The organism is Nonomuraea wenchangensis, from assembly GCF_900111685.1.
Taxonomy (GTDB): Bacteria; Actinomycetota; Actinomycetes; order Streptosporangiales; family Streptosporangiaceae; genus Nonomuraea; species Nonomuraea wenchangensis.
Genome location: NZ_FOHX01000004.1, coordinates 347700 through 372827, shown reverse-complemented (window position 1 = coordinate 372827; position 25128 = coordinate 347700). Strand labels below are relative to the sequence as shown.

At 72.3% G+C, this 25128-nt stretch carries 25 protein-coding genes; 12 read left to right on the top strand and 13 right to left on the bottom strand.

Annotation, left to right across the window (positions count from 1 at the left end; translation table 11 throughout):
- Positions 1–47: 47 nt before the first annotated feature.
- Together BMW85_RS14235 and BMW85_RS14230 are read right to left on the bottom strand one after the other, a co-directional pair.
- Positions 48–518, bottom strand: coding sequence for an ATP-binding protein (locus tag BMW85_RS14235; protein WP_177240676.1), 471 nt, complete (start codon positions 516–518; stop codon positions 48–50).
- Between the two features lie 250 nt (positions 519–768).
- Positions 769–1818 carry an NAD-dependent epimerase/dehydratase family protein gene (locus tag BMW85_RS14230; protein ID WP_177240675.1) on the bottom strand — a complete coding sequence of 350 codons (1050 nt, stop codon included), beginning with the start codon at positions 1816–1818 and terminating at the stop codon, positions 769–771.
- Positions 1819–2036: 218 nt separating this feature from the next.
- Here BMW85_RS14230 and BMW85_RS14225 point away from each other — a divergent pair, with 218 nt between their 5' ends.
- The 5 genes from BMW85_RS14225 to BMW85_RS14205 are packed head-to-tail and all read left to right on the top strand — an operon-like array spanning position 2037 to position 9092.
- Positions 2037–3086 (top strand): polyprenyl synthetase family protein, encoded by a 1050-nt coding sequence (locus BMW85_RS14225; RefSeq protein ID WP_091081412.1) that lies wholly within the window; start codon positions 2037–2039, stop codon positions 3084–3086.
- Positions 3087–3100: 14 nt separating this feature from the next.
- Entirely contained in the window at positions 3101–4042 is a 942-nt protein-coding gene (locus tag BMW85_RS14220; RefSeq protein WP_091081411.1) for a 4-hydroxy-3-methylbut-2-enyl diphosphate reductase, read from the top strand.
- A 26-nt stretch (positions 4043–4068) separates the two neighbouring features.
- Complete coding sequence (locus BMW85_RS14215) at positions 4069–5478, top strand: family 2B encapsulin nanocompartment shell protein (protein ID WP_091081409.1); 1410 nt, start codon at positions 4069–4071, stop codon at positions 5476–5478.
- Positions 5479–5518: 40 nt separating this feature from the next.
- The gene (locus tag BMW85_RS14210; RefSeq protein ID WP_091081407.1) at positions 5519–6886 is read left to right on the top strand and encodes a family 2B encapsulin nanocompartment shell protein; all 1368 of its coding nucleotides are present in this window, start codon (positions 5519–5521) and stop codon (positions 6884–6886) included.
- Positions 6887–6905: 19 nt separating this feature from the next.
- A complete protein-coding gene (locus BMW85_RS14205; protein WP_091081405.1) occupies positions 6906–9092 on the top strand; it encodes a terpene synthase family protein in 2187 nt (728 codons plus the stop codon).
- A gap of 26 nt (positions 9093–9118) precedes the next feature.
- On the opposite strand, the gene BMW85_RS14200 is transcribed toward BMW85_RS14205, so the two are convergent.
- The gene (locus BMW85_RS14200) at positions 9119–9463 is read right to left on the bottom strand and encodes an STAS domain-containing protein (RefSeq protein WP_091081404.1); all 345 of its coding nucleotides are present in this window, start codon (positions 9461–9463) and stop codon (positions 9119–9121) included.
- A gap of 371 nt (positions 9464–9834) precedes the next feature.
- Between BMW85_RS14200 and BMW85_RS14195 the strand changes: the two genes are divergently transcribed.
- The gene (locus tag BMW85_RS14195; RefSeq protein ID WP_143082277.1) at positions 9835–10365 is read left to right on the top strand and encodes a C40 family peptidase; all 531 of its coding nucleotides are present in this window, start codon (positions 9835–9837) and stop codon (positions 10363–10365) included.
- A gap of 225 nt (positions 10366–10590) precedes the next feature.
- On the opposite strand, the gene BMW85_RS14190 is transcribed toward BMW85_RS14195, so the two are convergent.
- Positions 10591–10893: a hypothetical protein gene (locus BMW85_RS14190; protein WP_091081400.1), complete on the bottom strand. Its 303-nt coding sequence runs from the start codon at positions 10891–10893 to the stop codon at positions 10591–10593.
- 365 nt (positions 10894–11258) lie between these two features.
- Here BMW85_RS14190 and BMW85_RS14185 point away from each other — a divergent pair, with 365 nt between their 5' ends.
- Both BMW85_RS14185 and BMW85_RS14180 read left to right on the top strand, forming a co-directional pair.
- Positions 11259–11837 (top strand): O-methyltransferase, encoded by a 579-nt coding sequence (locus BMW85_RS14185; RefSeq protein WP_091081398.1) that lies wholly within the window; start codon positions 11259–11261, stop codon positions 11835–11837.
- 157 nt (positions 11838–11994) lie between these two features.
- Positions 11995–12873: a helix-turn-helix domain-containing protein gene (locus tag BMW85_RS14180; protein WP_342743407.1), complete on the top strand. Its 879-nt coding sequence runs from the start codon at positions 11995–11997 to the stop codon at positions 12871–12873.
- 12 nt (positions 12874–12885) lie between these two features.
- On the opposite strand, the gene BMW85_RS14175 is transcribed toward BMW85_RS14180, so the two are convergent.
- The 3 genes from BMW85_RS14175 to BMW85_RS14165 form a co-directional block, all read right to left on the bottom strand.
- On the bottom strand, positions 12886–13707 hold the full coding sequence (locus BMW85_RS14175) for an SAM-dependent methyltransferase (protein ID WP_091081396.1): 822 nt from the start codon (positions 13705–13707) through the stop codon (positions 12886–12888).
- A gap of 82 nt (positions 13708–13789) precedes the next feature.
- Positions 13790–14239, bottom strand: coding sequence for a MarR family winged helix-turn-helix transcriptional regulator (locus tag BMW85_RS14170; RefSeq protein ID WP_091081394.1), 450 nt, complete (start codon positions 14237–14239; stop codon positions 13790–13792).
- Positions 14236–14853, bottom strand: a complete 618-nt coding sequence (locus BMW85_RS14165) for a DJ-1/PfpI family protein (RefSeq protein WP_091081393.1) — start codon at positions 14851–14853, stop codon at positions 14236–14238. The genes BMW85_RS14170 and BMW85_RS14165 overlap by 4 nt, the downstream gene beginning before the upstream one ends.
- A 60-nt stretch (positions 14854–14913) precedes the next feature.
- Between BMW85_RS14165 and mads6 the strand changes: the two genes are divergently transcribed.
- A complete protein-coding gene (gene mads6 / locus BMW85_RS14160; RefSeq protein ID WP_091081391.1) occupies positions 14914–16263 on the top strand; it encodes a methylation-associated defense system protein kinase MAD6 in 1350 nt (449 codons plus the stop codon).
- A 20-nt stretch (positions 16264–16283) separates the two neighbouring features.
- Here the strand turns inward: mads6 and BMW85_RS14155 are convergent, their stop codons facing one another.
- Positions 16284–17123: an FKBP-type peptidyl-prolyl cis-trans isomerase gene (locus tag BMW85_RS14155; RefSeq protein WP_143082276.1), complete on the bottom strand. Its 840-nt coding sequence runs from the start codon at positions 17121–17123 to the stop codon at positions 16284–16286.
- A gap of 90 nt (positions 17124–17213) precedes the next feature.
- On the opposite strand from BMW85_RS14155, the gene BMW85_RS14150 reads away from it, so the two are divergent.
- The gene (locus BMW85_RS14150) at positions 17214–18266 is read left to right on the top strand and encodes a DUF2293 domain-containing protein (protein WP_342743406.1); all 1053 of its coding nucleotides are present in this window, start codon (positions 17214–17216) and stop codon (positions 18264–18266) included.
- On the opposite strand, the gene BMW85_RS14145 is transcribed toward BMW85_RS14150, so the two are convergent.
- The gene (locus BMW85_RS14145; RefSeq protein WP_091081386.1) at positions 18263–19885 is read right to left on the bottom strand and encodes an amidohydrolase; all 1623 of its coding nucleotides are present in this window, start codon (positions 19883–19885) and stop codon (positions 18263–18265) included. The two genes, BMW85_RS14150 and BMW85_RS14145, sit on opposite strands and share 4 nt — an antisense overlap.
- A gap of 49 nt (positions 19886–19934) precedes the next feature.
- Entirely contained in the window at positions 19935–21200 is a 1266-nt protein-coding gene (locus tag BMW85_RS14140) for an MFS transporter (protein ID WP_245774788.1), read from the bottom strand.
- Positions 21201–21324: 124 nt separating this feature from the next.
- On the opposite strand from BMW85_RS14140, the gene BMW85_RS48435 reads away from it, so the two are divergent.
- Both BMW85_RS48435 and BMW85_RS14125 read left to right on the top strand, forming a co-directional pair.
- On the top strand, positions 21325–22989 hold the full coding sequence (locus tag BMW85_RS48435) for a PucR family transcriptional regulator (protein WP_177240674.1): 1665 nt from the start codon (positions 21325–21327) through the stop codon (positions 22987–22989).
- Positions 22990–23021: 32 nt separating this feature from the next.
- Positions 23022–23204, top strand: a complete 183-nt coding sequence (locus BMW85_RS14125) for a hypothetical protein (protein ID WP_091081385.1) — start codon at positions 23022–23024, stop codon at positions 23202–23204.
- 4 nt (positions 23205–23208) lie between these two features.
- Here the strand turns inward: BMW85_RS14125 and BMW85_RS14120 are convergent, their stop codons facing one another.
- Genes BMW85_RS14120 through BMW85_RS14110 form a run of 3 tightly spaced genes read right to left on the bottom strand, consistent with a single transcriptional unit; the run spans position 23209 to position 25116 of the window.
- A complete protein-coding gene (locus BMW85_RS14120; protein ID WP_091081383.1) occupies positions 23209–24180 on the bottom strand; it encodes an amidohydrolase family protein in 972 nt (323 codons plus the stop codon).
- A gap of 1 nt (position 24181) precedes the next feature.
- Positions 24182–24697, bottom strand: coding sequence for a 3-hydroxyanthranilate 3,4-dioxygenase (locus tag BMW85_RS14115; RefSeq protein ID WP_020540785.1), 516 nt, complete (start codon positions 24695–24697; stop codon positions 24182–24184).
- Positions 24694–25116 carry a RidA family protein gene (locus tag BMW85_RS14110; protein ID WP_091081381.1) on the bottom strand — a complete coding sequence of 141 codons (423 nt, stop codon included), beginning with the start codon at positions 25114–25116 and terminating at the stop codon, positions 24694–24696. Before BMW85_RS14110 ends, BMW85_RS14115 begins: the two co-directional genes overlap by 4 nt.
- Positions 25117–25128: the final 12 nt, after the last annotated feature.

Genomic DNA, 25128 nt, shown 5'->3' with positions numbered 1-25128 from the left:
CCGCTACGCGGGCACCGCCGGGCGGCGGGCCCCTGACGAGGGCGGGCTCAGGCGGTGAAGCGGCCGTGCGGATGGGCCTCGCCGGCGACCCGGATGCGTCGCATGTGCCCCCGCGTGATGTGCCCGGGGGCCTTCGGCAGCCGCATGGTGATGCGGACCGTCGTGCCGAAGGGGCCGGTGCTGAAGTCCACCATGTCGCACAGGCGGCGGATGAGGTAGATGCCGCGTCCGTCGTAGCTCAGGTCGGACGGCCGGTGGTCGCCGGCCACGTAGCCGTCGGGGATGCCCTCGCCCCGGTCGGTGGTCTCCGAGCGGATGACGCCGTCCACGGTCCACAGCTTGATGTGCCCGTGCCCGCCCGCGTGCTCGACGGCGTTCACCACGCTCTCGTGCACGGCGAGGACGAAGTCGTCCAGACGGGGACCGCTCAGGCCGCAGTGTTCGGCCTTCTCGGCCACCGTGCGGCGGAGCCTGGTCACGTCCTGGAGCGTGAAGGGCTGGATCAGAAGGGTGCGCATGGCAGGCTCCTCCGACCTGGCCTGGACGCGCCGGCGCGCGGCGGCGGGCGGCGGCGGGCCGCCTCCGCCGTGCTGGCTCAGATCGGGAAGATCGAGGCGAAGGACCTGGCGAAAACCGGTCCGGGGAAAAGGGTCCATGGCGTTCCTCCGTGTCGTAGTGACACCCGGGGCCGCGCCTCAGGACCTCGCGTTCCCCCCTCCTCTTCCCGGAAGGATGGGGATTACACTCCGCGTTCGGGGCGGATCGGCGTCACGGGCGTGCGCCCATGCCGGAGGCGAGTTCCTTGACACGGCCGGCCGGGCCGCCGTCGGGGGCGAGCGGCGCGGTGTCCATGCCGGCGCCGTCGTGCAGCCCTTCGAACAGCTCACGCATGGCGTCCAGCGACAAGTGCCGCGGCCGCCAGCCCAGCACTTCGCGCGCGCGGTCGGTGTTCATGATCGGCAGCCGGATGGCTAGGTCGAGCAGCCCCGGCGAGGCGGGCACCAGCCTGAGACGCCAGGCCGCCGCGACGGCCGCCTTGGCGAGCCCCCGCGGCACCGGCACGGTGCGCGTGCCGAGCAGCTCGGCGAGGTCCCCGGGCGTGAGCACCGGTTCCGCGGCGATGTTGAACGCCCCTCTGACCTCGCGCACGACCGCGAGCCGGTAGGCCTCGGCCGCGTCATCGGCGTGCAGCACCTGCAGGCGCAGCCCGGGGATGTCCGGCACGAACGGGACGCGCCCCGCGGCGATCAGCCGCCGCGGCACCAGCGGCCCGGCGAACAGCCTGCGCTGCTCGGACGCCGCCGCCCGCTGGAAGATGAAGCCGGGCCGCATCCGCACCACGCGGATGCTCGGGTGGTCGTGCTCGAAGACGTCGAGCACCCGCTCGACGTAGGCCTTCTCCCGCCCGTACGCGGCGCCGGGCCACCCGTGCGTGGGCCAGCTCTCGTCCACCCGACGATCCTTGGGCCCGGGCGAGTACGCGCCCACGGACGAGGCGTGCACCAGCGCCTGCACCCCGGCCTCCGCGGCGGCGCGGAAGACCCGCATGCTGCCGAGCACGTTGGCCCGCCAGGTTGCCGCGGGGTCCCTGGTCGGCTGGAACAGCCACGCCAGGTGGACCACGGCGTCCGCACCGTCGAAGATCCGGGCCAGATCGCCGGATGCCACGTCGGCCTGCCGCCATTCCGTGCGGTCGACGCGCCAGCCGGGAAGCCGCCGCGCGACCCCGACGATCGAGGTCACGCGCTCGTCGGTGCTCAGCGCGCGCACCAGGCTGGTGCCGACGTTCCCGGTTGCTCCCACCACGACGACTCTCATGGAGGCACCGCTGCCCGCTGTCCTGCCGGTGAAACGCCCATCAGGGCCGCAACCGGTCCGGCCGACCGCGCACACCCCCACAAAAGCCGCTGAACGGACGGGCAGACCGCGTGTGACTGATGAGACGGATGAAGTCATGAGCAGTCCCAGACTCTTTACACGCTCAGTGTTGGGTGAGTAACTATTGGTGATATCCGATCGACCGAAGGAGCGCGCGCATGCCATTGGGCTTCACTGAGCCTTGCCTCGGCTCGCGCATCGACCACCACCTGAGCGCGTTCCTGGAAACCTGGCGGGCGCCACTCTCCGACCCGGACGTCGCGGTCGCCTACAACGTGCTGCGCGAGTTCGTGCTGGGCGGCGGCAAGCGCATCCGGCCGCAGCTGTGCTACTGGGGGTGGCGCGGCGCCGGTGGCGACGACTGCGACGAGATCATCACGGCCGCCGCCGCGCTGGAGCTGTGCCACGCGGGCCTGCTCATCCACGACGACATCATGGACGGCAGCGAGCTGCGCCGGGGCCGCGCCACCGTGCACAAGAGCCTGGAGCGGCTGCACGCGGGGCCGGGCGCGGAGGTCTTCGGCCAGGCGGGCGGCATCCTGCTCGGCACACTGAGCCTGGCCTGGTCCGACGCCATGCTGTCGTCCTGCGGGATCCAGCCGCACCGGCTGCGCGCCGCGCACCACCTCTTCGACACCATGCGCACCGAGGTGATCAGCGGCCAATACCTCGACATGCTCGCGCAACTGCGGGCCGGGGCGAGCGTCGAAGAGGCGCTGACCGTGATCCGCTACAAGACGGCCAAATACACCGTGGAGCGGCCGCTGCAGATCGGCGGCGCGCTCGCCGGGGCCGACGCGGAGCTGCTGGCGTCCTACTCCCGGTTCGGGGTGCCGCTGGGCGAGGCGTTCCAGCTCCGCGACGACGTGCTCGGCACCTTCGGCTCGGCCGCCGAGACCGGCAAGTCGGCGCTCGACGACCTGCGCGAGGGCAAGCACACCGTGCTCATCGCGCAGGCCCTGCGCCGTGCCTCGGCCGCCCAGCGCGAGCACCTGCGGCGCTGGCACGGCGATCCCGGGCTGAGCGAGGAGCGCGCCGCCGAGCTGCGCCAGATCCTGCTCGACACCGGAGCGGTCGCCGAGGTCGAAGACATGATCGAGAGCCGGGTGCGGGAGGCGGTCGCGGCGCTGGCCGAGGCCGAGATCAAGCCGGACGCCGCCGCCGCGCTCACCGTGCTCGCCGACCGGCTCGCACACCGCACCAGGTAGAAGGGTTTTTCCCGATGGGACGCGTACTTCTCGCGGCCCCGCGCGGCTACTGCGCGGGCGTCGATCGCGCGATCGTGACGGTGGAGCAGGCGCTGGAGCGCTTCGGCCCGCCCGTCCACGTACGCAAACAGATCGTCCACAACACCTCCGTGGTCGGCGAGCTGACCCGGCGTGGCGCGGTCTTCGTCGACGAGCTCGACGAGGTCCCCGACGGCGCACTGGTGATCTTCAGCGCCCACGGGGTGTCGCCGGAGGTCAAGGCCGAGGCCGAGCGGCGCGGGCTGCGCACCATCGACGCCACCTGCCCGCTGGTCACCAAGGTCCACAAGGAGGCGGTCAGGCTCGCCGCCGACGGCCACGAGATCGTGCTCATCGGCCATGCCGAGCACGAGGAGGTCGAGGGCACCGTCGGCGAGGCCCCCGGCCACATCCACGTCGTCGACCCGGCCCGTCCCGAGGAGGTGAGCGTCACCGGCGACGGCCCGGTGAGCTGGCTGTCCCAGACCACCCTGTCGGTGGACGAGACCATGCGCGCGGTCAGCGCGTTGCGCGAGCGCTTCCCGCACCTCGCCGACCCGCCCAGCGACGACATCTGCTACGCCAGCCAGAACCGCCAGGAGGCGGTGACCAGGATCGCGCCCGAGTGCGAGCTGGTCCTCGTCGTCGGCTCGGCCAACTCCTCCAACTCCCAGCGCCTGGTCGAGGTGGCACTGGAGGCGGGGGCGCGGGCCGCCCATCTGGTGGACAGCGCCGCCGAGGCCGACGAGCGGTGGCTGCGCGGCGTACGCACGGTCGGCGTCACCTCCGGCGCGTCGGCGCCGGAGCGGCTGGTCAGCGGGCTGCTCGACTGGCTCGCGGCCCGCGGCTTCGCCGACGTCACTCAGGTGACCCTCACCGAGGAGACCCTGACCTTCTCTCTTCCCCCCGAACTACGACCGACCCGCAACCCCGGCTAATCCAGCACGGAACAGGCAGGTAAGAGATGACAGAAACCACCCAGTCCGCCGCCCCCGAGAACGGCAACGGCCAGCTCAGCCTGAGCACCGAGGCCGCGAGGCAGCTCTCCACCACCACCAAGACGCCGCCGCAGATGCAGGAGATCACCTCGCGGTGGCTGCTGCGGCTGCTGCCTTGGGTGCAGTGCTCGGGCGGCGTTTTCCGGGTGAACCGGCGGCTGACCTACACCCTCGGGGACGGCCGCATCACCTTCAGCACCACCGGCTCGGAGGTTCGCGTCATCCCCGCGGAGCTGACCGAGCTGCCCGTGCTGCGCGGCTTCGACGACATGGAGGTGCTGGAGGCGCTGGCCGGCCGCTTCACCCAGCGGGAGGTGGAGGCCGGCGAGCAGATCGTCACCGAGGGCGCCGAAGGTGACCGGCTCGTCCTCATCGCGCACGGCCGGGTGGGCAAGCTGGCCCGCGGCGCGTACGGCGACGAGCAGGACCTCGGCGTGCTGGCCGACGGCGACCACTTCGGCGAGCAGGCGCTCACCGACGGCGCCCCGTTCGAGTTCAGCGCGCGGGCCAAGACCGCCACCACCCTGCTGACGCTGTCACGGCAGGACTTCGAGCAGGTCGCCGAGCAGTCGCCCGCGCTCCGCGCCCACCTGGAGAGCCTGGCCAGCAGCGGCGCCCAGGCCCAGAACGACTACGGCGAGGCCGCCATCGACATGTCCTCGGGCCACACGGGCGAGGCCACGCTGCCCGGCACCTTCGTCGACTACGAGCTGAGCCCCCGCGAGTACGAACTGAGCGTCGCCCAGACCATCCTGCGCGTCCACAGCCGCGTCTCCGACCTGTACAACCAGCCGATGAGCCAGCTCGACCAGCAGCTCCGCCTCACGATCGAGGCGCTGCGCGAGCGCCAGGAGCACGAGCTGATCAACAACAGGGAGTTCGGCCTGCTCCACAACGCCGACTTCAGCCAGCGCATCCGCACCCGTTCCGGCCCGCCGACCCCCGACGACCTCGACGACCTGCTCGCCACCGTGTGGAAGGAGCCGGCGTTCTTCCTCGCCCATCCGCAGGCCATCGCCGCGTTCGGCAGGGAGTGCAGCAAGCGCGGCGTCTACCCGCAGGCCAGTGAGGTCAGCGGGCACCGGGTGCCGGCCTGGCGGGGCGTGCCGATCTTCCCCTGCAACAAGATCCCGGTCTCCGGCAGCCGTACGACGTCGTTCCTGCTCATGCGGACCGGCCAGGAGAACCAGGGCGTGGTGGGCCTGCACCAGACCGGCATCCCCGACGAGTACCAACCGAGCCTGTCGGTCCGCTTCATGAACATCAACGAGAAGGCCGTGGTGTCCTACCTGGTCAGCGCCTACTACTCGTGCGCGGTCCTGGTGCCCGACGCGCTGGGCGTCCTGGAGGACGTCGAGCTCGGCAGGAACGACTAGCCCGGACCTGATCCGCCGGGGGATTGGTGGTGTTTCACACGTGACGGAGTCGGACCAGAGGCTCAGCCTCGACACCCAGGCGGCGCGCAGGCTCGCCACGACGACCAAGACGCCTCCGCAGGCGCGGGAGATCACCCCGCGCTGGCTGCTGCGGATGTTGCCGTGGGTCGACGTGGCGGCCGGCACCTACCGGGTGAACCGGCGGCTCACCTACCCGGTCGGGGGCGGCCGGGTGAGCTTCTACCGCACCGGGGCCCGGCTCCAGGTGATCCCACCGAGCCTGACGGAGCTGCCCCTGCTGCACGGGATGGCCGGCGGCGAGGAGCTGGAGCTGCTCGCCCGGTCGTTCCGGCAGCGGGAGTACGGCGCGGGCGACACGATCGCCCGCGCCGGCCGCCCGGCGGACGAGATCCTGCTGATCGCGCACGGCAAGGTCACCCAGCTCCAGGCCGGCGGCCACGGCGACCGGCTGGTGCGCGGCGCCCTCGCCGACGGCGACCATGCCGGCGGCGGCCTGCCGGGCGCGGCGTGGGAGTTCACGCTGGAGACCAGCACCCCGTGCACGGTGCTGGCCCTGCCGCGCGAGGAGCTGGACGCCCTGGCCGCGCGCACTCCGGCGCTGCTCGCCCAGATCGAGCGGCACCGCGACCGCCTGGCCAGGCCGCAGAACAAACACGGCGAGGCGGCGATCGCCCTGGCCGCCGGGCACCGGGGCGAGCACCCGCTGCCCGGCACGTTCGTCGACTACGACCCGGGGCCGCGCGAATACCCCATGAGCCTGTCGCAGACCGTGCTGCGCGTCCACACCCGCGTCGCCGACCTCTACGGCGACCCGATGGACCAGACCGAGCAGCAGCTCCGCCTCACGGTCGAGGCACTGCGCGAGTCCCAGGAGCACGAGCTGCTCAACAACCGCGAGTTCGGGCTGCTGCACAACGTCGATCCCCGGCAGCGGCTCTACACCCGGTCGGGGCCGCCCGGCCCCGACGACCTCGACGAGCTGCTGTGCCGCAGGAAGAAGTCCCGTCTCTTCCTCGCCCACCCGCGGGCGATCGCCGCCTTCCACCGGCAGTGCAGCGCCCGCGGCGTCTACCCCGACAGCGTCGAGCTGCACGGGACGCGGCTGACCGCCTGGCGGGGCGTGCCGATCCTCCCCTGCGACAAGATCCCGGTCACCCGGCGCGGCACCAGCACGATCCTCGTCCTGCGCACCGGCGAGGACGATCAGGGCGTGGTCGGGCTGCGTCCCGCCGCCGTCCCCGACCAGCGCGAGCCGGGGCTGAGCGTCCGCTTCACCGGCATCGACGCGCGGGGCATCGCCTCCTACCTGGTCAGCGCCTACTACTCGGGGGCGGTCCTGGTGCCGGACGCGCTCGGCGCGCTGGAGCACGTCGAGGTGGCCGGCTGAACGCTTTGAAGGAGCTTCGATGAGCCAACCGTTCCAACTGCCGGACTTCTACGTCCCGTACCCGGCCCGGCTCAACCCCCATCTGGAGGCCGCGAACACGCACTCCAAGCGGTGGGCGCGCGACATGGGCATGCTGGAGGGCTCGGGGGTGTGGGAGGAGTCCGACCTCGACGCCCACGACTACCCGCTGATGTGCGCCTACACCCATCCCGACTGCGACGCCGACGAGCTGTGCCTGATAACCGACTGGTACGTGTGGGTGTTCTTCTTCGACGACCACTTCCTGGAGGTGTTCAAACGCTCCGGCGACCTGGAGGGCAGCCGGGGCTACCTGGCCCGGCTGGGGGCGTTCATGCCGATGGGCGATGACCTGTCCATGCCGGAGCCGGCCAACCCGGTGGAGGCCGGGCTGGCCGACCTGTGGGTGCGCACGGTGCCCGGCATGTCGCGGGACTGGCGCGAACGGTTCGCCGAGAGCACCCGCAACCTGCTGAACGAGTCGCTGTGGGAGCTGGCCAACATCAACAAGGGCCGGATCTCCAACCCGGTCGAGTACATCGAGATGCGCCGCAAGGTCGGCGGCGCCCCCTGGTCGGCGGGGCTGGTGGAGCACGCCGTGGGGGCCGAGGTGCCGGCCCGGCTGGCCGCGACCCGGCCGCTGCGGGTGCTCAAGGACGCCTTCTCCGACGCCGTCCACCTGCGCAACGACCTGTTCTCCTACGAGCGGGAGGTCGGTGACGAGGGCGAGCTGAGCAACGGCGTGCTGGTGCTGGAGACCTTCCTCGGCTGCACCACCCAGGAGGCCGCGAACGCGGTCAACGACCTGCTGACCTCGCGGCTGCAGCAGTTCGAGCACACGGCGGTGACCGAGCTCGGGCCGCTGTTCGCCGAGCACGGCGTCGATCCGGTCTCGGCGGCCGGGGTGCTGGCCTACGTCAAGGGGCTGCAGGACTGGCAGTCGGGCGGGCACGAGTGGCACCTGCGTTCCAGCCGCTACATGAACCAGCAGGCGGGGGCGAGCCGGCCGCTCGGCATGTCGTCGGTGATCGACCTGCTGGGCGCCAAACGGGTCAGGAACTTCACGCGGGTGCCGTACGAGCGGGTGGGGCCGAGCGTCATCCCCGACGATCTCTACGTGCCGTTCCCGCTGCGGCTGTCGCCGCATCTCGACGACGCCCGGCGGCACATCGTCGAGTGGTGCGCGGCGATGGGCATCCTGGAGGCCCAGCCGGGGGTGGCCGGCTCGGCGGTGTGGGACGAGCGCAAGCTGGTCGACTACGACCTGGCGCTGTGCGCCGCCGGGCTGCACCCCGACGCGACCCCCGAAGAGCTGGACCTCGCCTCGTTCTGGCTGGCCTGGGGGACGTACGGCGACGACTACTTCCCCGCGGTCTTCGGCCGCACCGCCAACCTGGCCGCCGCCAAGATCACGGTGGACCGGTTCTCGGCATGCATGCCGCTCGACGGCTCACCGGCGCCGCCGCCCGCGAACGCGCTGGAGCGCGGTCTCGCCGACGTCTGGGCCCGTACGGCCGGCCCCATGCCGCCCGGGCATCGCCGCAGGCTGCGCGAGGCGGTGGAGAAGATGTGCCAGGGGTGGCTGTGGGAGCTGGCGGGCGAAGTCGCGCATCGCGTGCCGGACCCGGTCGACTATCTGGAGATGCGCCGGCTGACCTTCGGCTCCGACCTGACCATGAACCTCCGCCGGCTGCGCCACAGCCGGGGCGTCCCGGACGAGGTCCATGCCAGCGGTCCGATGCGGGCGCTGGAGAACGCCGTAATGGACGCGGGCTGCCTGATCAACGACATCTTCTCCTACCAGAAGGAGATCGAGTTCGACGGCGAGGTGCACAACTGCGTGCTCGTCGTCCAGAGCTTCTTCGACTGCGGCTATCCGGCCGCGCTGCGGATCGTCACCGACCTGCTGGCCGCGCGGGTCCGGCAGTTCGAGCACATCGTGGCGAACGAGCTGCCGATCGTCTGCGCGGACTTCGGGCTCGACGCCGAGGCGCGCGCCGACCTCGACGGCTTCCTGAGCGGGCTGCGCGACTGGCTCGCCGCCATACTCAACTGGCACCGGGGCTGCTTCCGCTACGACGAGGAGAGCCTGCGCCGGCACCACCGGCCGCCGGCTTTCACGCTCGGCGGCCCCACCGGGCTCGGCACCTCGGCGGCGCTCGCCTTCGCCGCGCTGCCCGGCAGGTGACGCTGCCCGGCAGGTGACAACGCTCCTTAGATGGGCAGGTGATGGGCTCGGGACTCGTGGTGCCAGCCCATCAGCCGCAACAGCCGGAGCTGGTACGACGTCAGGTTGCGCAGCCTGATCCAGCGCTGCTCCGGCGGCAGGCCGGGCAGGGCCAGCACGCGCAGTCCCGAGACGTCGATGAAGGTCAGTCCGCCGGTGTCGACGACGACCTGCCGGCCCTGGCTGCAGCCCGTCAGGGCGACGGCCAGGGCGTAGCTGTTGGAGGCGTCGACCTGGCCGACCAGCGTGACGGCCGGCCCCTCGGCCGCCGCGCATACTGTGGCCTTGAGCTGCTCGTCCTGGTAGAGCAGCCGCTCTTCGAGACGGTTCACGCTCTTCGCACCCCCCTACACGCAGGCTCCCCGGGGGTTTGTGGCCGGGCGCCCGGTTCGGCGCCGTCAGCCAGAACCAAGGCTACACGAAGTATGTTTCACTATGTAATCTTCGCGAGAATATGACCGAATTGGCGCGGAATCCTGAAGGGGTGCTCCCGGCGGTCTTTTCTCGCGTGATCCGCGACCCGGCAGTGCCGTGTGGGCCGGAGTTAGATGCCCCATCTGCCCGTTTTGCCATGGATCTTCCCGTCCCGGAAATTTCGCGACTCGTCCGTTTATGTCGGAAGACTTGCCGCGAAATTCGGCGGTATAGAAGCCACACAGCAGACAACGCTCACAAACGGGCTATGCGGGGATGGTGAAGACAAGTGACCGGGAAAGGATCGGCGGCGCGGGTGCTCGCGTGCGGGCTGGCGTGCGTACTGGCGTCCGTTCTTCAGGCGGACGCGGCGCTGGCCGCACGGAAGGCGCGCTCGGCCGCCGCCGGAAGCATCGCGCTGCGCGCGGCGCTGGAGATGATCGGCGTGCCCTACTCGTGGGGCGGCGGCGGGGTGCACGGGCCCGGCTTCGGCATCGGGAAAGGCGCCGGCACGAAGGGCTTCGACTGCTCGGGGCTCACCGAGTACGCCTACGCGCAGGTCGGGACGGCCATCGGGACCACGTCGCAGGAGCAGTGGCGCTCGGGGACGCGGGTGCCGAAGGAGTCGATCGAGCCCGGTGACCTGGTGTTCTTCGACAACGACCGGGACAGTCCCGGGCCGGAGCACGTGGGGATCGCGGTGGACGCGACGACGATGGTGCACGCGCCGTACACGGGGGCGTTCGTGCGGACGGACCCGCTCGACCGGCCCGACTTCCTGGGAGCGGTACGGCCGGGGGTCGGCCGCGCGGATCTGTGAGGACAGGGGCCAGGAAACGAGCAGTGCGGCCCCCGGCCGGCCCCTCGCGAAAGGGCCGGCCCGGAGCCGCACGACGCCCGTACGGATGCGGCGGCCGACCGGGCTCCTCGTGGTCTCGCGAATCACCACGCCGAGCCCCGGTCGCTCACCTGGGCACCAGGAAGGCGACTGGCCGAGCGGCTCCGCGTACGGGAGCCGCGATCAACCTTCCTGCTTGCGCCGTCCTCAGCTGATGTAGGTGCCGGCGTTGTGCAGGTCGACGTTCCGGTTGCCGTCGCCGACCTCGGGCTGGTTGTTGTTCAGCACGTCGAGGTCGATCTCGTCGGCGAGCTGGATGATGTTGACGTCGAGGTTGTTGAGCGAGTGGTTGGCCACGTCGTTCAGGACGTCGTCGACGATCTGCCACTGGCTCAGGACGGCCTGGCCGCTGTTGTTGGGGCGGGGGTCGACGTTGGCGGTGGCAGCAGAGGCCGAGAAGCCGAAAGCGACGGCCGCGATCGCTGCACCCGCGAGGATACGACGGATCATGATTGTTTCCTCCATGGATCGGCGCGGAATTCCCGACGCCATAGTCGTTTGTGCAGGGCTGTGAGGTGCCGGGAATAACAATCGCGGCAGGTCGCTGGTTCCGCAACTCGTATTGCCATTCCAAGGGTCAAGCGGACGCCTCGGTTTCTTGGCGTTAGGTTTTGATTCGCTTCGGCGAGGTACTACATATATTTCGCCCGCCCGGGCCGCCGAAAGGCGGGCGTTTTAGCCGGGGGCGGGAAATGCGCGATCGGCTATCACCTCGGGATGAAGGATGATCACCCCAAACTTGGGATGATCCAGCACCGCCGGAGGCAACCCCAGGCCCCTTCCCGGATTCGGCGCCGGTGGGATAGTAATCAGTCATGAATACTGAAACGCCGGAACTCGTCGGGGCGGCGGTCGAGCGGGCGCGTGCCGCCGGGTTCGCCTTCTCCTGCGACCCGGCCGTCGGCCGCCTGCTCGCCGTGCTGGCGGCGGGGGTGCCCGAGCGCGGGCGGGTCCTGGAGCTCGGCACGGGCACGGGTGTGGGCACCGCCTGGCTGGTGAGCGGGCTGCTGCCGCGGCGGGACGTGACGGTGACGAGCGTCGAGCTGGATCCGGAGCGGGCCGCGCTGGCCGCGTCCGGTGACTGGCCGGGCTTCGTGGACCTCCGTACGGGTGACGTGCTGGAGCTCCTACCTGGGCTCGGCGCCTTCGAGCTGATCTTCGCCGACGCGGAGGCCGGCAAGCAGGTGGGGCTGGAGCTGACCATCGCCGCGCTCGGCCCACGCGGGGTGCTGGTGGTGGATGACATGACGCCGGCGCCCGGCGTGACGTGGGACGCGGGGTTCGCGGCCCGGCAGGAGGAGGTCCGGCGCACCCTGCTCGGCCATGAGCGGCTGGCCGCCGTCGAGCTGGGCGGTCACGGCTCGGGTGTCATCCTCGCCACGGCCAGAAATTAGGCAAATCCACAGTAAATGCACAAATAGCCGACGCTTTTCGTTCGAAGGGAAATACAGTACACGGGGCGGAAGCCGTGGCAGGATTGACCACGGGCCGGAACCATGGCGAGATGCCGATTGAGGAGCATAGATGCGGAGTGCTCACAATATGGGCGACATGACCGAAATACCGGATCGTGATTCCCTGCAATCCGGACCGAGCGCGCTGCGCCTGCTCATCGGCGCTCACCTGCGCCGCCTCCGTGAGGCGGCCGACGTCACCCGCGAGGCCGCCGCCTACGCCATCCGCGGCTCACGGTCGAAGATCAGCCGCTTGGAGGCCGGCCGCACCAGCTTCAAGCCGCGCGACGTGAGCGACCTGCTCGACCTCTACGGCGTACGCGACCGGGCCGAGCGTGACAGCCTGCTCGCCCTGGTCGCGCAGGCCAACGCGCCGAGCTGGTGGCACGAATACCGCGACGTCGTCCCCGACTGGTTCGAGCCCTACCTCGGGCTGGAGCAGGACGCCGCGCTCATCCGCACCTACGGCGTCCAGCACGTCCCCGCCCTGCTGCAGACCGAGGACTACGCCCGCGAGGTCATCACCCGCAACCACGGGGGCGAGCCGGACGCGCGGATCGCGCGCCTGCTCACGGTGCGCCTGCGCCGCCGCCGCGCCCTCGACCCGCCCGTCCCGCGCAGGCTCTGGGCGGTGCTGGACGAAGGCGCGCTGCGCCGCCGGGTGGGCGACGAGGACATCATGCGGGCCCAGCTCGAACACCTCGCCCGCATGGCCGAGCTGCCCAACGTCACGCTGCAGGTGTTCCCGTTCGCCCACGGCTCCGCGCTCGGCGGGGTCGGCCCGGTCACCCTCCTGCGCTTCGCCCAGGAGGAGCTGCCCGACGTGGTCTACCTCGAACACCTCACCGGCGCCCAATACCTCAACAAGGAGAGCGAGGTGCGCCACTACCGCCACCTGCTCAACGAGCTGGGCGTGCACGCCCCGCCCCCGGCCGAGACCCCGGCGATCCTGCACGGGATGATCCAGCGCCTCTGACGGGGGGCGTGGTCAGGGCTTGCGTGCGACCCCGCACAGCGCGTCCACCTCGGCGAGCGAGGCCATGGGGTCGGGGTCGGGCCGCCAGCGCGTGATCGACACCACGCCCGGCTCGACCAGCTCCAGCCCGTCGAAGAAGCGGGCGAACTCCGCGCGGCTGCGCAGCTGGTAGGGCGCCCCCGGCCCCTCGTTGTGCTCTTCCTGGGCCCGGTCGAGCGCCTCGCCGGTGACCACGTTGACGCCGTCCCACATGGCGAGGTAGCTGCCGGACGGCAGGGCATCCATCAGCCGCCCGACGATCGAGTAGGCCCCGTCCTCCTCGCTCACATAGCCGGCGATGCCCATGAGCATGAGCGCGACCGGCTTTGTCAGGTCGAGGGTGCCCGCCGCGGCGGCGATGATCTTCTCGGGCTCGCGCAGGTCGGCGTCCACGTAGTCGGTCGCGCCCTCCGGGGTGCCGACCAGCAGGGCGCGGGCGTGGGCGAGCACCAGGGGGTCGTTGTCGACGTAGACCACCCGGCAGGCCGGGTCGGCGCGCTGGGCGACCTCGTGCGTGTTGTCCACGGTCGGCAGGCCGGTGCCCACGTCGAGGAACTGCCGCACCCCCGCCTCCTCGACCAGGTGCCGCACGATGCGGGCGAGCAGGTGCCGGGACAGGCGCGCGATCTCGACGATGTCGGGGAAGGCGGCGCTGAACTGGTCGCCGGCCTCCCTGTCCACGTCGTAGTGGTCCTTGCCGCCGAGCCAGTAGTTCCACATGCGGGCGGCGTGCGGGACGCCGGTGTCGATGCGGGGTGAGACGGCCTCTCCGGCGGCGTACGGTTCTCCGGTCATGGAGCTGCTCCAGTGATGTCGGATCCGCGGGATCTTCAACCTAGCGTTCCCGACTGTCCGCCTTCCAGGCCCTGGAGCGGTTTCATCGATCTTGGTCGCCGAGCCGGTCGAGGGCGGCGGACAGCCGGCGGACGGCCTCCAGGCACCGCTCGGCCTCCTCCGGGCCCAGCTCGGCGACGAGCGCGTCGGAGAACTCACCGTGCCCCGGGTTGATCTTGGCGATGGCCTCCCGCCCGGCCGCCGTCGGCTGGAGCAGCTTGGCCCTGCGGTGCGCGGGGTTGGGCCGGTATTCGGCGAGGCCGCGCTCCACCAGCAGGTCGGCGATGCGCTGCACGCCCTGCCTGGTCATCCCCATCGCGCGGGCGATCCCGGAGACCGGCAGCGGCTCGCCGAGCACCGCCCCGAGCACCTGCCACCAGGCCGCCGTCATGCCCGCGGGCCGGGCCAGCCCCTCCGCGATGTGGAGGAACTGGCCGTTGAGGCGGAAGGCGCCGAGCGCCAGCCCGGACACCAGCCGCGCGTTGTCTCTCATGCAGCCATCAGCACCTCGTACGCGCTCGGGTCGCTCCGCGAGAACAGCCGGAACCAGGCGTCCAGGATATCGGGACGGTAGGCGTCGAGCCGGCGGAAGATCTCCCTGGCGAAGGCCACCGGCTCCGTGGGCCCGGCCGTGACGAGGTCGCCGTCGAGCACAGCGTCCTGGTCGAGGTAGCGCTTCGCGCCCGCGTAGCCCTGCTGGGCCTCCAGGTACTGGACGGCGCCGCTGGTGTGGTCGCGGTCGTCGAGCAGGCCCTCCCTGGCGAGCCCGGCCGTGGCGCCGCAGATGGCCGCGACCGGCACGCCGGCCGCCAGGAACTCCCCTGCCTTACGGGCGAAGGGGGCGAGCCGGTCACCCGCGTCCCACAGCGTGGCGCCGGGCAGGATCAGCAGCGCGCTCTCCTCCGGGGAGAGCCGGTCGAGCGTGAGGTCGGGGACGATCCGGGCGCCGCCCATGGTGACCACGGGGTCGGCGGTGAGGCCGACGGTGACGATCTCGTAGCCGCCGGGTTCGCGCTGGTAGACGCCGCTGCGCAGGTGCGCGGTGGCGTGACCGGTCTCCCAGTCGGCGAGCGTGTCGTAGACGGCGTGGTGCACGATGGGCTTCATGACAGCATCCTGTCATTTGGACATCATGTTGTCAATCTCAACCCGTGCGAGGATAGGCGCATGGCAGAGATCGTCGGCGGTGGACGTCCGGTCAACGACGCCGAACGGCGCGTCATCGCATATCTGCGCGACCACGCGCCCGCCGACTGGCTGCTGCTGCACAACATCGAGGTCCCGCGCGGCAACGACGTCTTCGAGGTGGACCTGCTCGTGCTGACCGGCCACTCGCTCGTGGTCGTCGACGTCAAGGGCACGCGGGGACGCATCGAGGTGTCCGGCACGCGCTGGTTCCCGCCCCGGCGGGAGGCGTTCGGCTCGCCGGTGGCCAAGCTGCGGGGCACCGCCAAGGCGCTGAAGGGCCTGCTGGTGTCCAGGTCCACCCAGCTCGAACGGGTCTACGTCGACGCCCTGGTCGTGCTCAGCTCCCCCGACGCCGAGCTGATCGACCCGGCCGGGCGCGACGCCGTCAACGTCACGACCGTGCCCGAGCTGGTGGCCACGCTGAGCGACGTCTCGCGGGTGCGGCGCGGGTGCAGCCCGCACGTGCGCCCCTACATGACGGCCGTGCTCGACGCGCTCAACCAGACCGTACGCCGCAGCACCGCGCCGCCCCGCTTCGGCAACTGGGAGGTCGAGGAGCAGCTCGGCGGCGACGCCAAGGTCACCGAATACCGCGCGTTCAACGCCACGCTGCCGGGCAGCGAGACCGTGCTGCTGCGGGTCTACCAGGCCGACCCGCTCGCCGACCACGAGTCGCGGGCGGCCGAGCGGCAGCGCATCGCCAACGCCTACCAGAGCCTGACCCGCATCCCGCCGCACCCGTGCGTGGTGCGCTCGCGCGACTTCTTCGCCATCGACGACGAGAGCCGGTTCGTGCTGGTGCTCGACGACGTGCACGGCCAGTCGCTGCACCTGTCGCCGCCCCGGGGCGCGCGCATGAGCGTGCTCCAGGACCTGCTGAGCGGGCTCGCGCACGCCCACGCCAACGGCGTCGTGCACCGCGCGCTCACCCCGGCCAGCGTGCTGGTCACCGACGACGGCCACGCCGTGCTCACCGGGTTCGACTACGCCAAGCTCGGCCCGCGCAACTACACCGTCGCCCACGAGCTGGGCAACGTGCTCGACGCCCACTACGTCGCTCCCGAGTGCCACGAGCGGCCCGACCGGATGACCACGGCCTCCGACGTCTACTCCGCCGGGGTGATCGCCCATCAGCTCCTCACCGGCGAGCTGCCCACCAGCGCCGACGCCGACGACCCCGGCGTGCCGGAGGTGGTGCGCCGGATGCTCGACCACTCACCCGCCAAGCGGCCGTCCGCGGCCGAGGCGCTGCAGGCGCTGACCGCGCCGCCGCCCCAGCGCTCCCGTCTCGGCCGGCTGGTCCGCCGCCTGGTCTCCCGCCCGTCCTAGTGGTCAGCCCGTCCTGGTGGTCAGCTCGGCAGGGTGATGGTGTCGAGGACGTCGATGACGTAGATCCTGGGCTCGTCCGCCGCCGCCGGGACCGCGAGACGGCAGCCGACGTGGCGGCCGGGCAGCGCGTCCAGCCAGGCCGGGGGCGCCGCGCCCGGTTTCAGGGTGAAGGCGCCCGGCCCGCCCCGCCGGTACGTCGAGTCCACGATCGCCCGTGACGGCCAGGCGGCGGCGACGTACTGGACGATGACCTTGGCCCCCGCCCGGATCTCCCGGCCGGAGCCGTCGATGAGGACGCGGGGCGGGTCGGCGGGCGTCAGGTCGGCCGGCACGACCGGCAGGGTGCGCCCCACCAGCCGCGCGTCCGGCGGGTAGCCGCCCAGGATGTCGAAGACGACGACGAGCGTGTCCGCGGGCGACACCCCGGCCCACGGCAGGCCGGGCCCGAGCGCGTCGGCGGCCGGCCCGACCAGCATGACCCGGCTGCCCGCCGGATGGCCGATGAGCGAGCGCCGCCAGACCTCCGTAACCTGCCGGCCGTCGAAGACGACCGTGGTGGGCCGGCCGGAGTCGAAGGTGCTCAGGTAAGGCTGGTTGCCGGCCCAGCGGCGGATCTCGACGTCGGCGAGCACGACGTCCCCCGGCTGGGTGCGCCGCCCGCTGCCCGCCGACAGCACGGTGACGCGGGGCAGGCGGCCGGGCCGGCCGGCGGGGACGGAGACGACCGGCCTGCTGCCGAAGGCGCCGCTGACGACGGGCTGCGCGCCCTCCTCGGCCCCCGTGTGGGAGGCGGAGCCGCACGAGGTGGCGAGCATCAGGATGGCGGGCCAGAACAGGCGCACGGTCTTCCTCCAGGACACGAAAGATCCGAGAGGTTCTTCGCCGCGCGGCGCACAAGGAAAGCCTGCGCTTCGTCCATCTCCCGACAAAGGCGCGGGACACTGGTGGACGTGAGCAAGCCCAGCCTGGCGCGGAGGGTCGCGGACGCGGCGGAGATCGCGCTGACCACCCGCAAGTACGTGACGTTCATCGACGTGGTCACCGGGCTCCGCTGGCTGCACTCGCGGCACGTCGACCTCTGGCGGCAGGGCCGGGCGCCCACGCTGGCCGGCCTGGCGGCGGTGGACGAGGACCGGCTGGCGGCGACGGCCGCGCTGCTGAAGGACTGGGCGCTGGCCAAGGGGCTCAAGCCGGTCGACACCCCTTACGTGGCCGGCACCCGCGACCGCCGCGAGCTGCGTTTTACCGCCGGCCACCCGCAGGAGCCGTTCCGCGTCCACTGGATCTCGCCCGAGCTGAGCGAGGCGCGGGTGCGCCGGCTCACCGAGCGGCAGAGCAAGGCGCCCGACCTCGTGGCGGTGGCGCCGCTGGAGTCCTGGACGTGCGCGGCCTGCGGCGACACCGGCCCCTACCTGATCATGGAGGAAGACCGTCCCCACTGCCTGACCTGCGCCGACCTCGACCACCTGGTGTTCCTGCCGTCGGGGAACGCGGCGCTGAGCCGCCGGGCCAAGCAGGAGAGCCGCCTCGCCGCCGTGGTCGTGCGCTACAACCGGCGGCGCAAGGTCTACCAGCGCGCCGGCCTGCTGGTGGAGCAGGCCGCGCTGGAGGCGGCCGAGGAGCGGTGCCTGGCCGACGAGGAGGCGCGCGAGCGCCGCCGCGAACGCGACCGGGTCCGCCGGGCCGAGCAGGACGTGGAGTTCCAGGCCAGGATGGCGGCCGAGATCGCCCGGCTGTTCCCCGGCTGCCCCGAGCAGCGGGCGCGGGACATCGCCGAGCACGCCGGCCAGCGCGGCAGCGGCCGGGTCGGCCGTACGGCGGCGGCCAGGGCGCTCGACGAGAACGCGATCACCCTGGCCGTGATCGCGTCCATCCGCCATCTGGACACCGACTACGACGAGCTGCTGATGTCCGGAGTGCCGCGCATGACCGCCCGCGAGCGGATCAAGGACCGTATCGAGGGCAAGCTCGCGGAGTTCCGCGGGCCCCGCGCGCGCGGCTAGCGCGAGGCGGACGGGCTGCGGTAGGCGACGCGGCCGTCCAGCATGGTCAGCCACGCGTCCACGCCGGACAGCTGGTCGGTGGCGAGGGCGGTCACGTCCGCGTCCAGCACCACCACGTCGGCCAGCTTGCCGGGCGTGAGCGAGCCGATCCGGTCCTCCATGCGCAGCGCGTACGCCGCGTCGATGGTGTGGGCGCGCAGCGCCTCCTCCAGCGTGACCGCCTGCTCGGCGCCGATCGGCCCGTCCTCGCGGGTGCGCCGGCGCACCGCGTTGGAGACCGTCTCCATGGGCCGCAGCGAGGAGACGAACGAGTCGCTGGACAGCACCGGCCGCAGCCCGGCGTCGATCTCCTCGCGCATCGGCTGGAGCCGGTGCGCCCGCCGCTCGCCGAGCCGGCGCACGAAGTCGGTGCCGCTGTCGTACAGGAAGTTCGGCTGGTTGACCGGGATCACCCCGAGCGAGGCGAACTCCCTCACCTGGGCCGGCGTCGGGTGGCCGCAGTGCTCGATCCGGGGGCGGGCGTCGTCGCCCGAGACCGCCACCGCCGCCTTGATCGCCTCCAGCGAGTAGCCCATCGCGCGGTCGCCCTGGGTGTGGATGCCGACCTGCCAGCCCGCGACGGCGGCCCGGCGCACCAGGTCCGTGAGCTCGTCGGGGTGGTGGTAGAGCGAGCCGGTGAAGTTGTCGCCGTACGGCTCGTCGAACATGGCGGTGCCGCCGAGCAGCGTCCCGTCGCAGTAGAACTTCATCGCGCCGAAGCGCAGCCGGTCGTCGCCGAACGGCCCGGCGAGTCCAACCTCCGTCAGCTCGTCCAGCAGGTGGGACAGCGGCATGACGACCGTACGGACCGGCAGCGTGCCCGCCGCGTGCGCCGCCCGGTAGACCTTGAGCTCGCGCCGCGAGACCTGGGGGTCGCAGACCGTCGTCACCCCGGCCCGCAGGTACGTCTCCCGCGCCCCCTCCAGCCAGCCCAGAAGCTGCTCGCCCGGCAGGTCCACGTGGAAGTTCGGGCCGTGGCAGCCGATGTCCACGGCCACCGGCAGCAGCAGCTCCATGGCGGAGTCCAGCACCATGCCGGTGAGCCGGCCGCCCTCGTCGCGCAGGAACGACCCGCCCGCCGGGTCGGCCACGTCGTCACCGATGCCGCGCCAGGCGAGCGCCGCCGAGTTGACCACCGCCTGGTGCCCCGACACGTGGTAGACGATCACCGGGTGCTCGGTGGTGGCCTCGTCGAGCTGCCCTCGGGTGGGCCGGCCGCCGGGGTACTTGGCGTCGTCCATGCCGTACGCGCGGATCCACTGCCCGGCGGGCGTACGCGCCGCCTCGGCGGCGACGGCCGCGACCAGGTCGGCCGCGCTGCCCACCGCCGGGTAGCGCGCGTCCACCGCCACCAGGGTCTCGGCCGTGGACAGCAGGTGGTTGTGCGGGTCGATGAAGCCCGGCAGCACGCTGCGCCCGCCCGCCCGCACGACCTCGGCGCCCGGCCCGGCGACGGCCAGCACGTCCGCCTCGCGGCCCACGGCCAGGATCCGGCCGTCGCGGACGGCGACGGCCTCGGCGGAGGGGTTCGCGGGGTCCATGGTGAGGACCTTCGCGCCGGTGATGACGGTGGTGGACACTAGGTCTCCTTGTCGGTGAGGACTTGCTTGTACGGGCGGGCGGGCGCGGTCAGACGGTCGTCGGCACGCGGTCGCGGTGGCGGGGCGCCACGGCGAGGCAGACGACGCTGAGCACGCACATGCCGACGAGCAGCGCCACGGCCGGCCACGCGGCGCCGCCGGCCCCGGCCACCAGCGCCGTGGCGACCAGCGGCGACAGGCCGCCGAAGATCGCGCCGGCGCCCTGATAGGCGAGCGAGATGCCCGTGTAGCGCACCTGCGGCGGGAACATCTCGGACAGGATGGCCGCCATGGGCCCGTAGGTGCCCGAGGTTGCCAGCCTCATGAGGCCGAGCAGCCCGAAGATCAGGAGCGTGTTGTGCGAGCCGAGCACCGCGAACTGCGGCACGGCGAGCACGGCGGTGGCGACCAGGAACCAGATCGCGACCTTCCGCGAGCCGAACTTGTCGCCCATGTAGGCGATGCCGAGCGTGGCCACCAGCTCGACGAACGCGGCGAAGCTCAGGCCGTTGAGTATGAGCTGCTCGGACTCGCCGACCGAGGGCCCGGTGGCGTACGCCAGCAGGAACGTCGTGAGGATGTAGTAGCCGCCGATCGCGACCGGCAGCGTGCCGATGCCGAGCAGCACCGAGCGCCAGGACGTACGGAAGACGGCCTTGATCGGCATCGCGCTCTTCTCGGTCCGCGCGAAGACCGGCGACTCCTCCACGCGGAGCCTGATCATCAGGCCGACCAGCACCAGCACGGCCGAGACGATGAACGGCACCCGCCAGCCCCACGACATCAGCGCGTCCTCGCCGAACAGCGTGATCAGGCTGAAGGCGCCGGTCGCGAGCAGCGCGCCGGCGGGGTTGCCGAGCTGGGCGAACCCGCCGTAGAAGGTCTTGCGGCCCTCGGGGGCGTGCTCGACCGCCATCAGCACGGCGCCGCCCCACTCGCCACCGACCGCGAGGCCCTGCACGAAGCGCAGCAGCACCAGCAGCGCGGGGGCGAGCGCGCCGATCGACGCGTACGTCGGCAGCACGCCGACCGCGAACGTCGCCACGCCCATCATCAGCAGCGTGACCACCAGCGCCGACTTGCGGCCCACCCGGTCACCGAAGTGGCCGAACACGATGCCGCCGAGCGGCCGGGCGAAGAAACCGACCGCGTAGGTCGCGAAGGACGCCATGAGCGCGACGGCCGGACTGCTCGCGTTGGGGAAGAACAGATCGTCGAAGATCAGCGCGGCGGCCGTCGCGTAGACGTAGAAGTCGTACCACTCAATGGTGGTCCCGATGAAAGCGGCTCCGGCCGCCCGGGTGGCACGTTTCACTGGTTCCTCCGGGGTGTCTGGGGGCTGCGACGACGATAAGCGCAGGTCAGCCGGATGGGGTCGAGCCAAAACGCACTCCGGAGGGTGCGTTAGAGTGCGGTATGCACCACATGGAGAGGCGCTCATGGCGCTGACGGTCGCCAGGACGATGGCGCTTCCCGGGATGCGCATGCGGCTGCTGGCCGGGCGCTCCGGCACCTGGCGGGCCGTGCGCTGGGCGCACGTGTCGGAGCTGGCCGACCCGGTGCCGTGGCTGTCCGGCGGCGAGCTCGTCATGACCATCGGGCTGGGGCTGCCCGCCGAGCCGGACGGCCGCCGGGCCTACGTCGAACGGCTCGCCGCGGCCGGCTGCGCCGCGCTCGCCTTCGCCCTGCACGAGGCCATGGAGGAGGTGCCGGACGACCTCCTCGACGCCGCCGACGCCTGCGGGCTGCCCGTCCTGGAGGTGCTGACCTCGTTCATCTCGGTGACCGAGGCGGTCGCGCGCTGGCACGCCGACGAGCGCGTACGCGGCGAGCGCCGGGTCGTCGCGGCGCAGGAGGCCATGGCGCGGGCGGCGCTCGCCCACGGCACCGCCGGCATCCTGCGCACCCTGGCCGAGCACGCCGCAGGCGAGGCCCTGCTGCTCGGCCCGCACGGCGAGCACAAGCACGCGGTGCCCGCGCGGGAGCGGCCCTGGCACGCCCGCGCCGCCGAGGCCGCGGCGGCGAGCGGCGGCGGGCGCAGCGCCGGGGTGCTGGACGACGGCATCGAGGCCGTCCAGGTGCACAGCCTCGGCTTCTCCGGCGCGGCCACCGGCTGGCTCGCGGTGCGCACCGCGTCACCGCTCGACTGGCACGTCCGGATGCTCACCAGCCACGCCGCCTGCCTGCTCGCCATCGAGCTGCTCGGGCTGCGGGTCGGGCGGTCCAGGATGCACGCCCAGCGGGGGGCGCTGCTGGCCGCCGTGCTCGACGGCCGGCTGCCCGCGGCGCGGCTCGGCGAGCTGTGCTCGGTGGCGGCGGCGCCGTACGAGGTGGTGGTGGCCCGGCCGGGCGTGAGCCTGGAGGCGGCGGTCGAGGCGCTGGAGGAGGTGACCGAGGCCGGCGACGAGGAGACGGCCCTGGTCTGCGTACGGCCGGAGGGCACGGTCTTCGTGCTGCCGGAGAACACCGGCCTGCCCGGCGACCAGGCGGGCGGACGGCCCGGGGGGCAGGCGGGCGGACGGCCCGGCGAACCGGCGGGCGGGCGGCTCGGCGAGCAGGTGCGTGGACGGCTCGGGGTGCGGCTTTGTGCTCGGCTCGGTGTGGCGGGGGGTGGGTGCCGGGCGGCCGGGCTGGAGGAGGTGCCGGCCGCCGTGCGGCACGCGGCCGCGCTGGTCGCGCGCGGCGGCGGCGACGGTTACGCGCACGTGGACGACATGGAGCCGCAGGCGCTGCTGCGCGACGCCTTCGTGCCCGAGGCGGCCCGCCGCTTCTCCACCGCCGTGCTGCGCCCGCTGCGCGAGCACGAGGCCCGGCACGGCGGCGACCTCGTGGGCACGCTCCGCGCGTACCTGGAGGCGGGTGACAACGCGGAGACCGCCGCGCGCCGGCTCGGCGTGCACCGCAACACGCTGCGCCGCCGGCTGGCCGCCGCCGAGCGGGTCTCCGGCGGCCCGCTCACCGACCCCGGCCACCGGCTGCGCCTGTGGCTGGCCCTGTCCCTGCCGGATCTCGTCCCACCCGGCTCGTCCCGCGCCGCGAATGGTGACCCGGTACGTCTGGACAGACGCGCCCGGGACGCCGATGCTGAGGGTCGGCACCCCTGATTCGCCCCGCCGAGAGCTCGTTGGGAGCGTCCATGACCATCCGCACCTGGGCCCGCTGCGCCGCCGCCTGCGCCGCGGCCCTCGCGCTGAGCACCGTCCCCGCCGCGCCCGCCGGGGCGGACGACGGATGCGCGGGCACCGCCGCCACCATCGTCCGCACCCCGCAGACCCTGGTGCTGGCCGACGGCGACACGGGCTACAAGCGGCCGGTGTGACCGGTCAGGCGCCCAGGAACACCTCGGCGTTGCCGCCGAGCAGCTTGGCCCGCGCGGTCTCGGACAGGAACCCGGCCCGCCGGATCACCTCGCCCGCCGGCGACTCGCCGAGCGGGTAGGGGAAGTCGCTGCCGAGCAGCACGTGGTCCTCGCCGTAGGTGTCGACGAGCAGGCGTAGCGCCCGCTCGTCGAAGACCGCCGAGTCGACGCCGAACCTGCCGAGGTAGTGCGACGGCGGATGCTCCGAGACGCCGACCACGCCGGGACGGCGATGCCAGGCGTTCTCGAAGCGGCCGAGCCAGAAGGCGAAGGAGCCGCCGCCGTGCGCGAAGCAGATCCGCAGGCTCTCGGGCACCTGGTCGAACACGCCGCCGAGGATCATGGCGAGGATCGACAGGTGGGTCTCGGCGGGCATCCCGACGAGCCACTGGGCCATCCAGCGCTCGACGCGCGGCCCGGTGGGCAGGTCCCACGGGTGCACGAAGACGGGCGCGCCGCGTTCGGCGCAGTGCTTCAGGAACGCGACCACGCCCGGGTCGTCGAGGTCGCGGTCGCCGACATGGTTGCCGATCTCGACGCCGCGGTGGCCGTTCGCCAGGCAGCGGTCGAGCTCGGCGCAGGCCAGCTCGGGATCCTGCAACGGCACCTGGCAGAACGGGATCAGCCGCTCGTGCGCGCAGATCTCCAGCGCCAGGTCGTTGAAGATCTTCGCGATGCGCATCCCCTCCTCGGCCGGCAGGTCGTAGCCGAAGAAGACCGGGGTGGGCGAGACCACCTGCCGGTCCACGCCGTCGGCGTCCATCCTGGCCAGCCGGACGTCCGGGTCCCAGCAGTCGTCCTGGATCCGGCGGAACTCGCGCTCCCCCACGAGGATGGTCGCCTCGCGCTCGGAGTCGACGCGCAGCCGGGGCGCCCCGGGCCGGCCCAGGTCGGGCCAGCCCTTGGGCACGTGGTGCGTGTGAACGTCGATGATCAAGTCAGCCCTTGCCCGGGTGCAGGGCGCCGCAGCGGCCGCAGGTGCGGGCCTTCTCGTCGGCGTAGAACGCCTCGAAGACCGGCGGGAGGTCCTTGACGATGTCGCGCACCTGCAGCTCGACGTCGTGCACGAGGCCGCCGCACTCCGCGCAGTACCACTGGAAGCGCTCCAGCGTGCCCTCCGGCCGGATCCGCTCGATCACCAGCCCGACCGAGCCCTCCTCGGGTCGCTGCGGGGAGTGGGGCATCCCGCCGGGCAGCAGCCACATCTGGCCCTCGCGGACGTGCACGGTCTCGGGGCCGTCCTCGGTGATCACGTTGACGTGCATGTTGCCCCGCACCTGGTAGAACAGCTCCTCGTACGGGTCCACGTGGAAGTCGGTGCGCGCGTTGGGCCCGCCCACCACCATCACGATGAAGTCCCCGGCCTCCTCGAAGACCAGCTTGTTCGCCACCGGGGGCTTGAGCAGGTGGGCATGCTCGTCGATCCACTTGGTGAAGTCAACGGGGGGAATCAAGATCGCTCCTGGGGGTGGTAGGCGACGGCTTGCATCTCGATGAGCAGGTGCGGGTGGGGAAGCTGGTGCACCGCCACCGTGGTCCGCGTCGGGCCCTCCTCGTCGAAGAACTCGGCGTAGACCTCGTTGTATCCCTTGAAGTCGTTCATGTTCACCAGATAGGTGGTGATCTGTACGAGGTCGGCGAGCGAGCCGCCGGCGGCCTTGAGTATGTCGCCGATGTTCTCGATGACCGCCCTGGTCTGGGCGCGGATGTCCAGGTTCGTCACCCCGTACTTGTCCACCTCCACGCCCACGAACGTGTCGTCGTGGCGGCGGCAGCTCGTGCCTGAGACGTACAGGAAGTCGCCGGCCCGCTTGACGTGCGGGAACCGGCCTCGCGGCGTGGCCTTGCCGGGCACGCGGATGCCCTTGGTCATCACGTGGTCGTC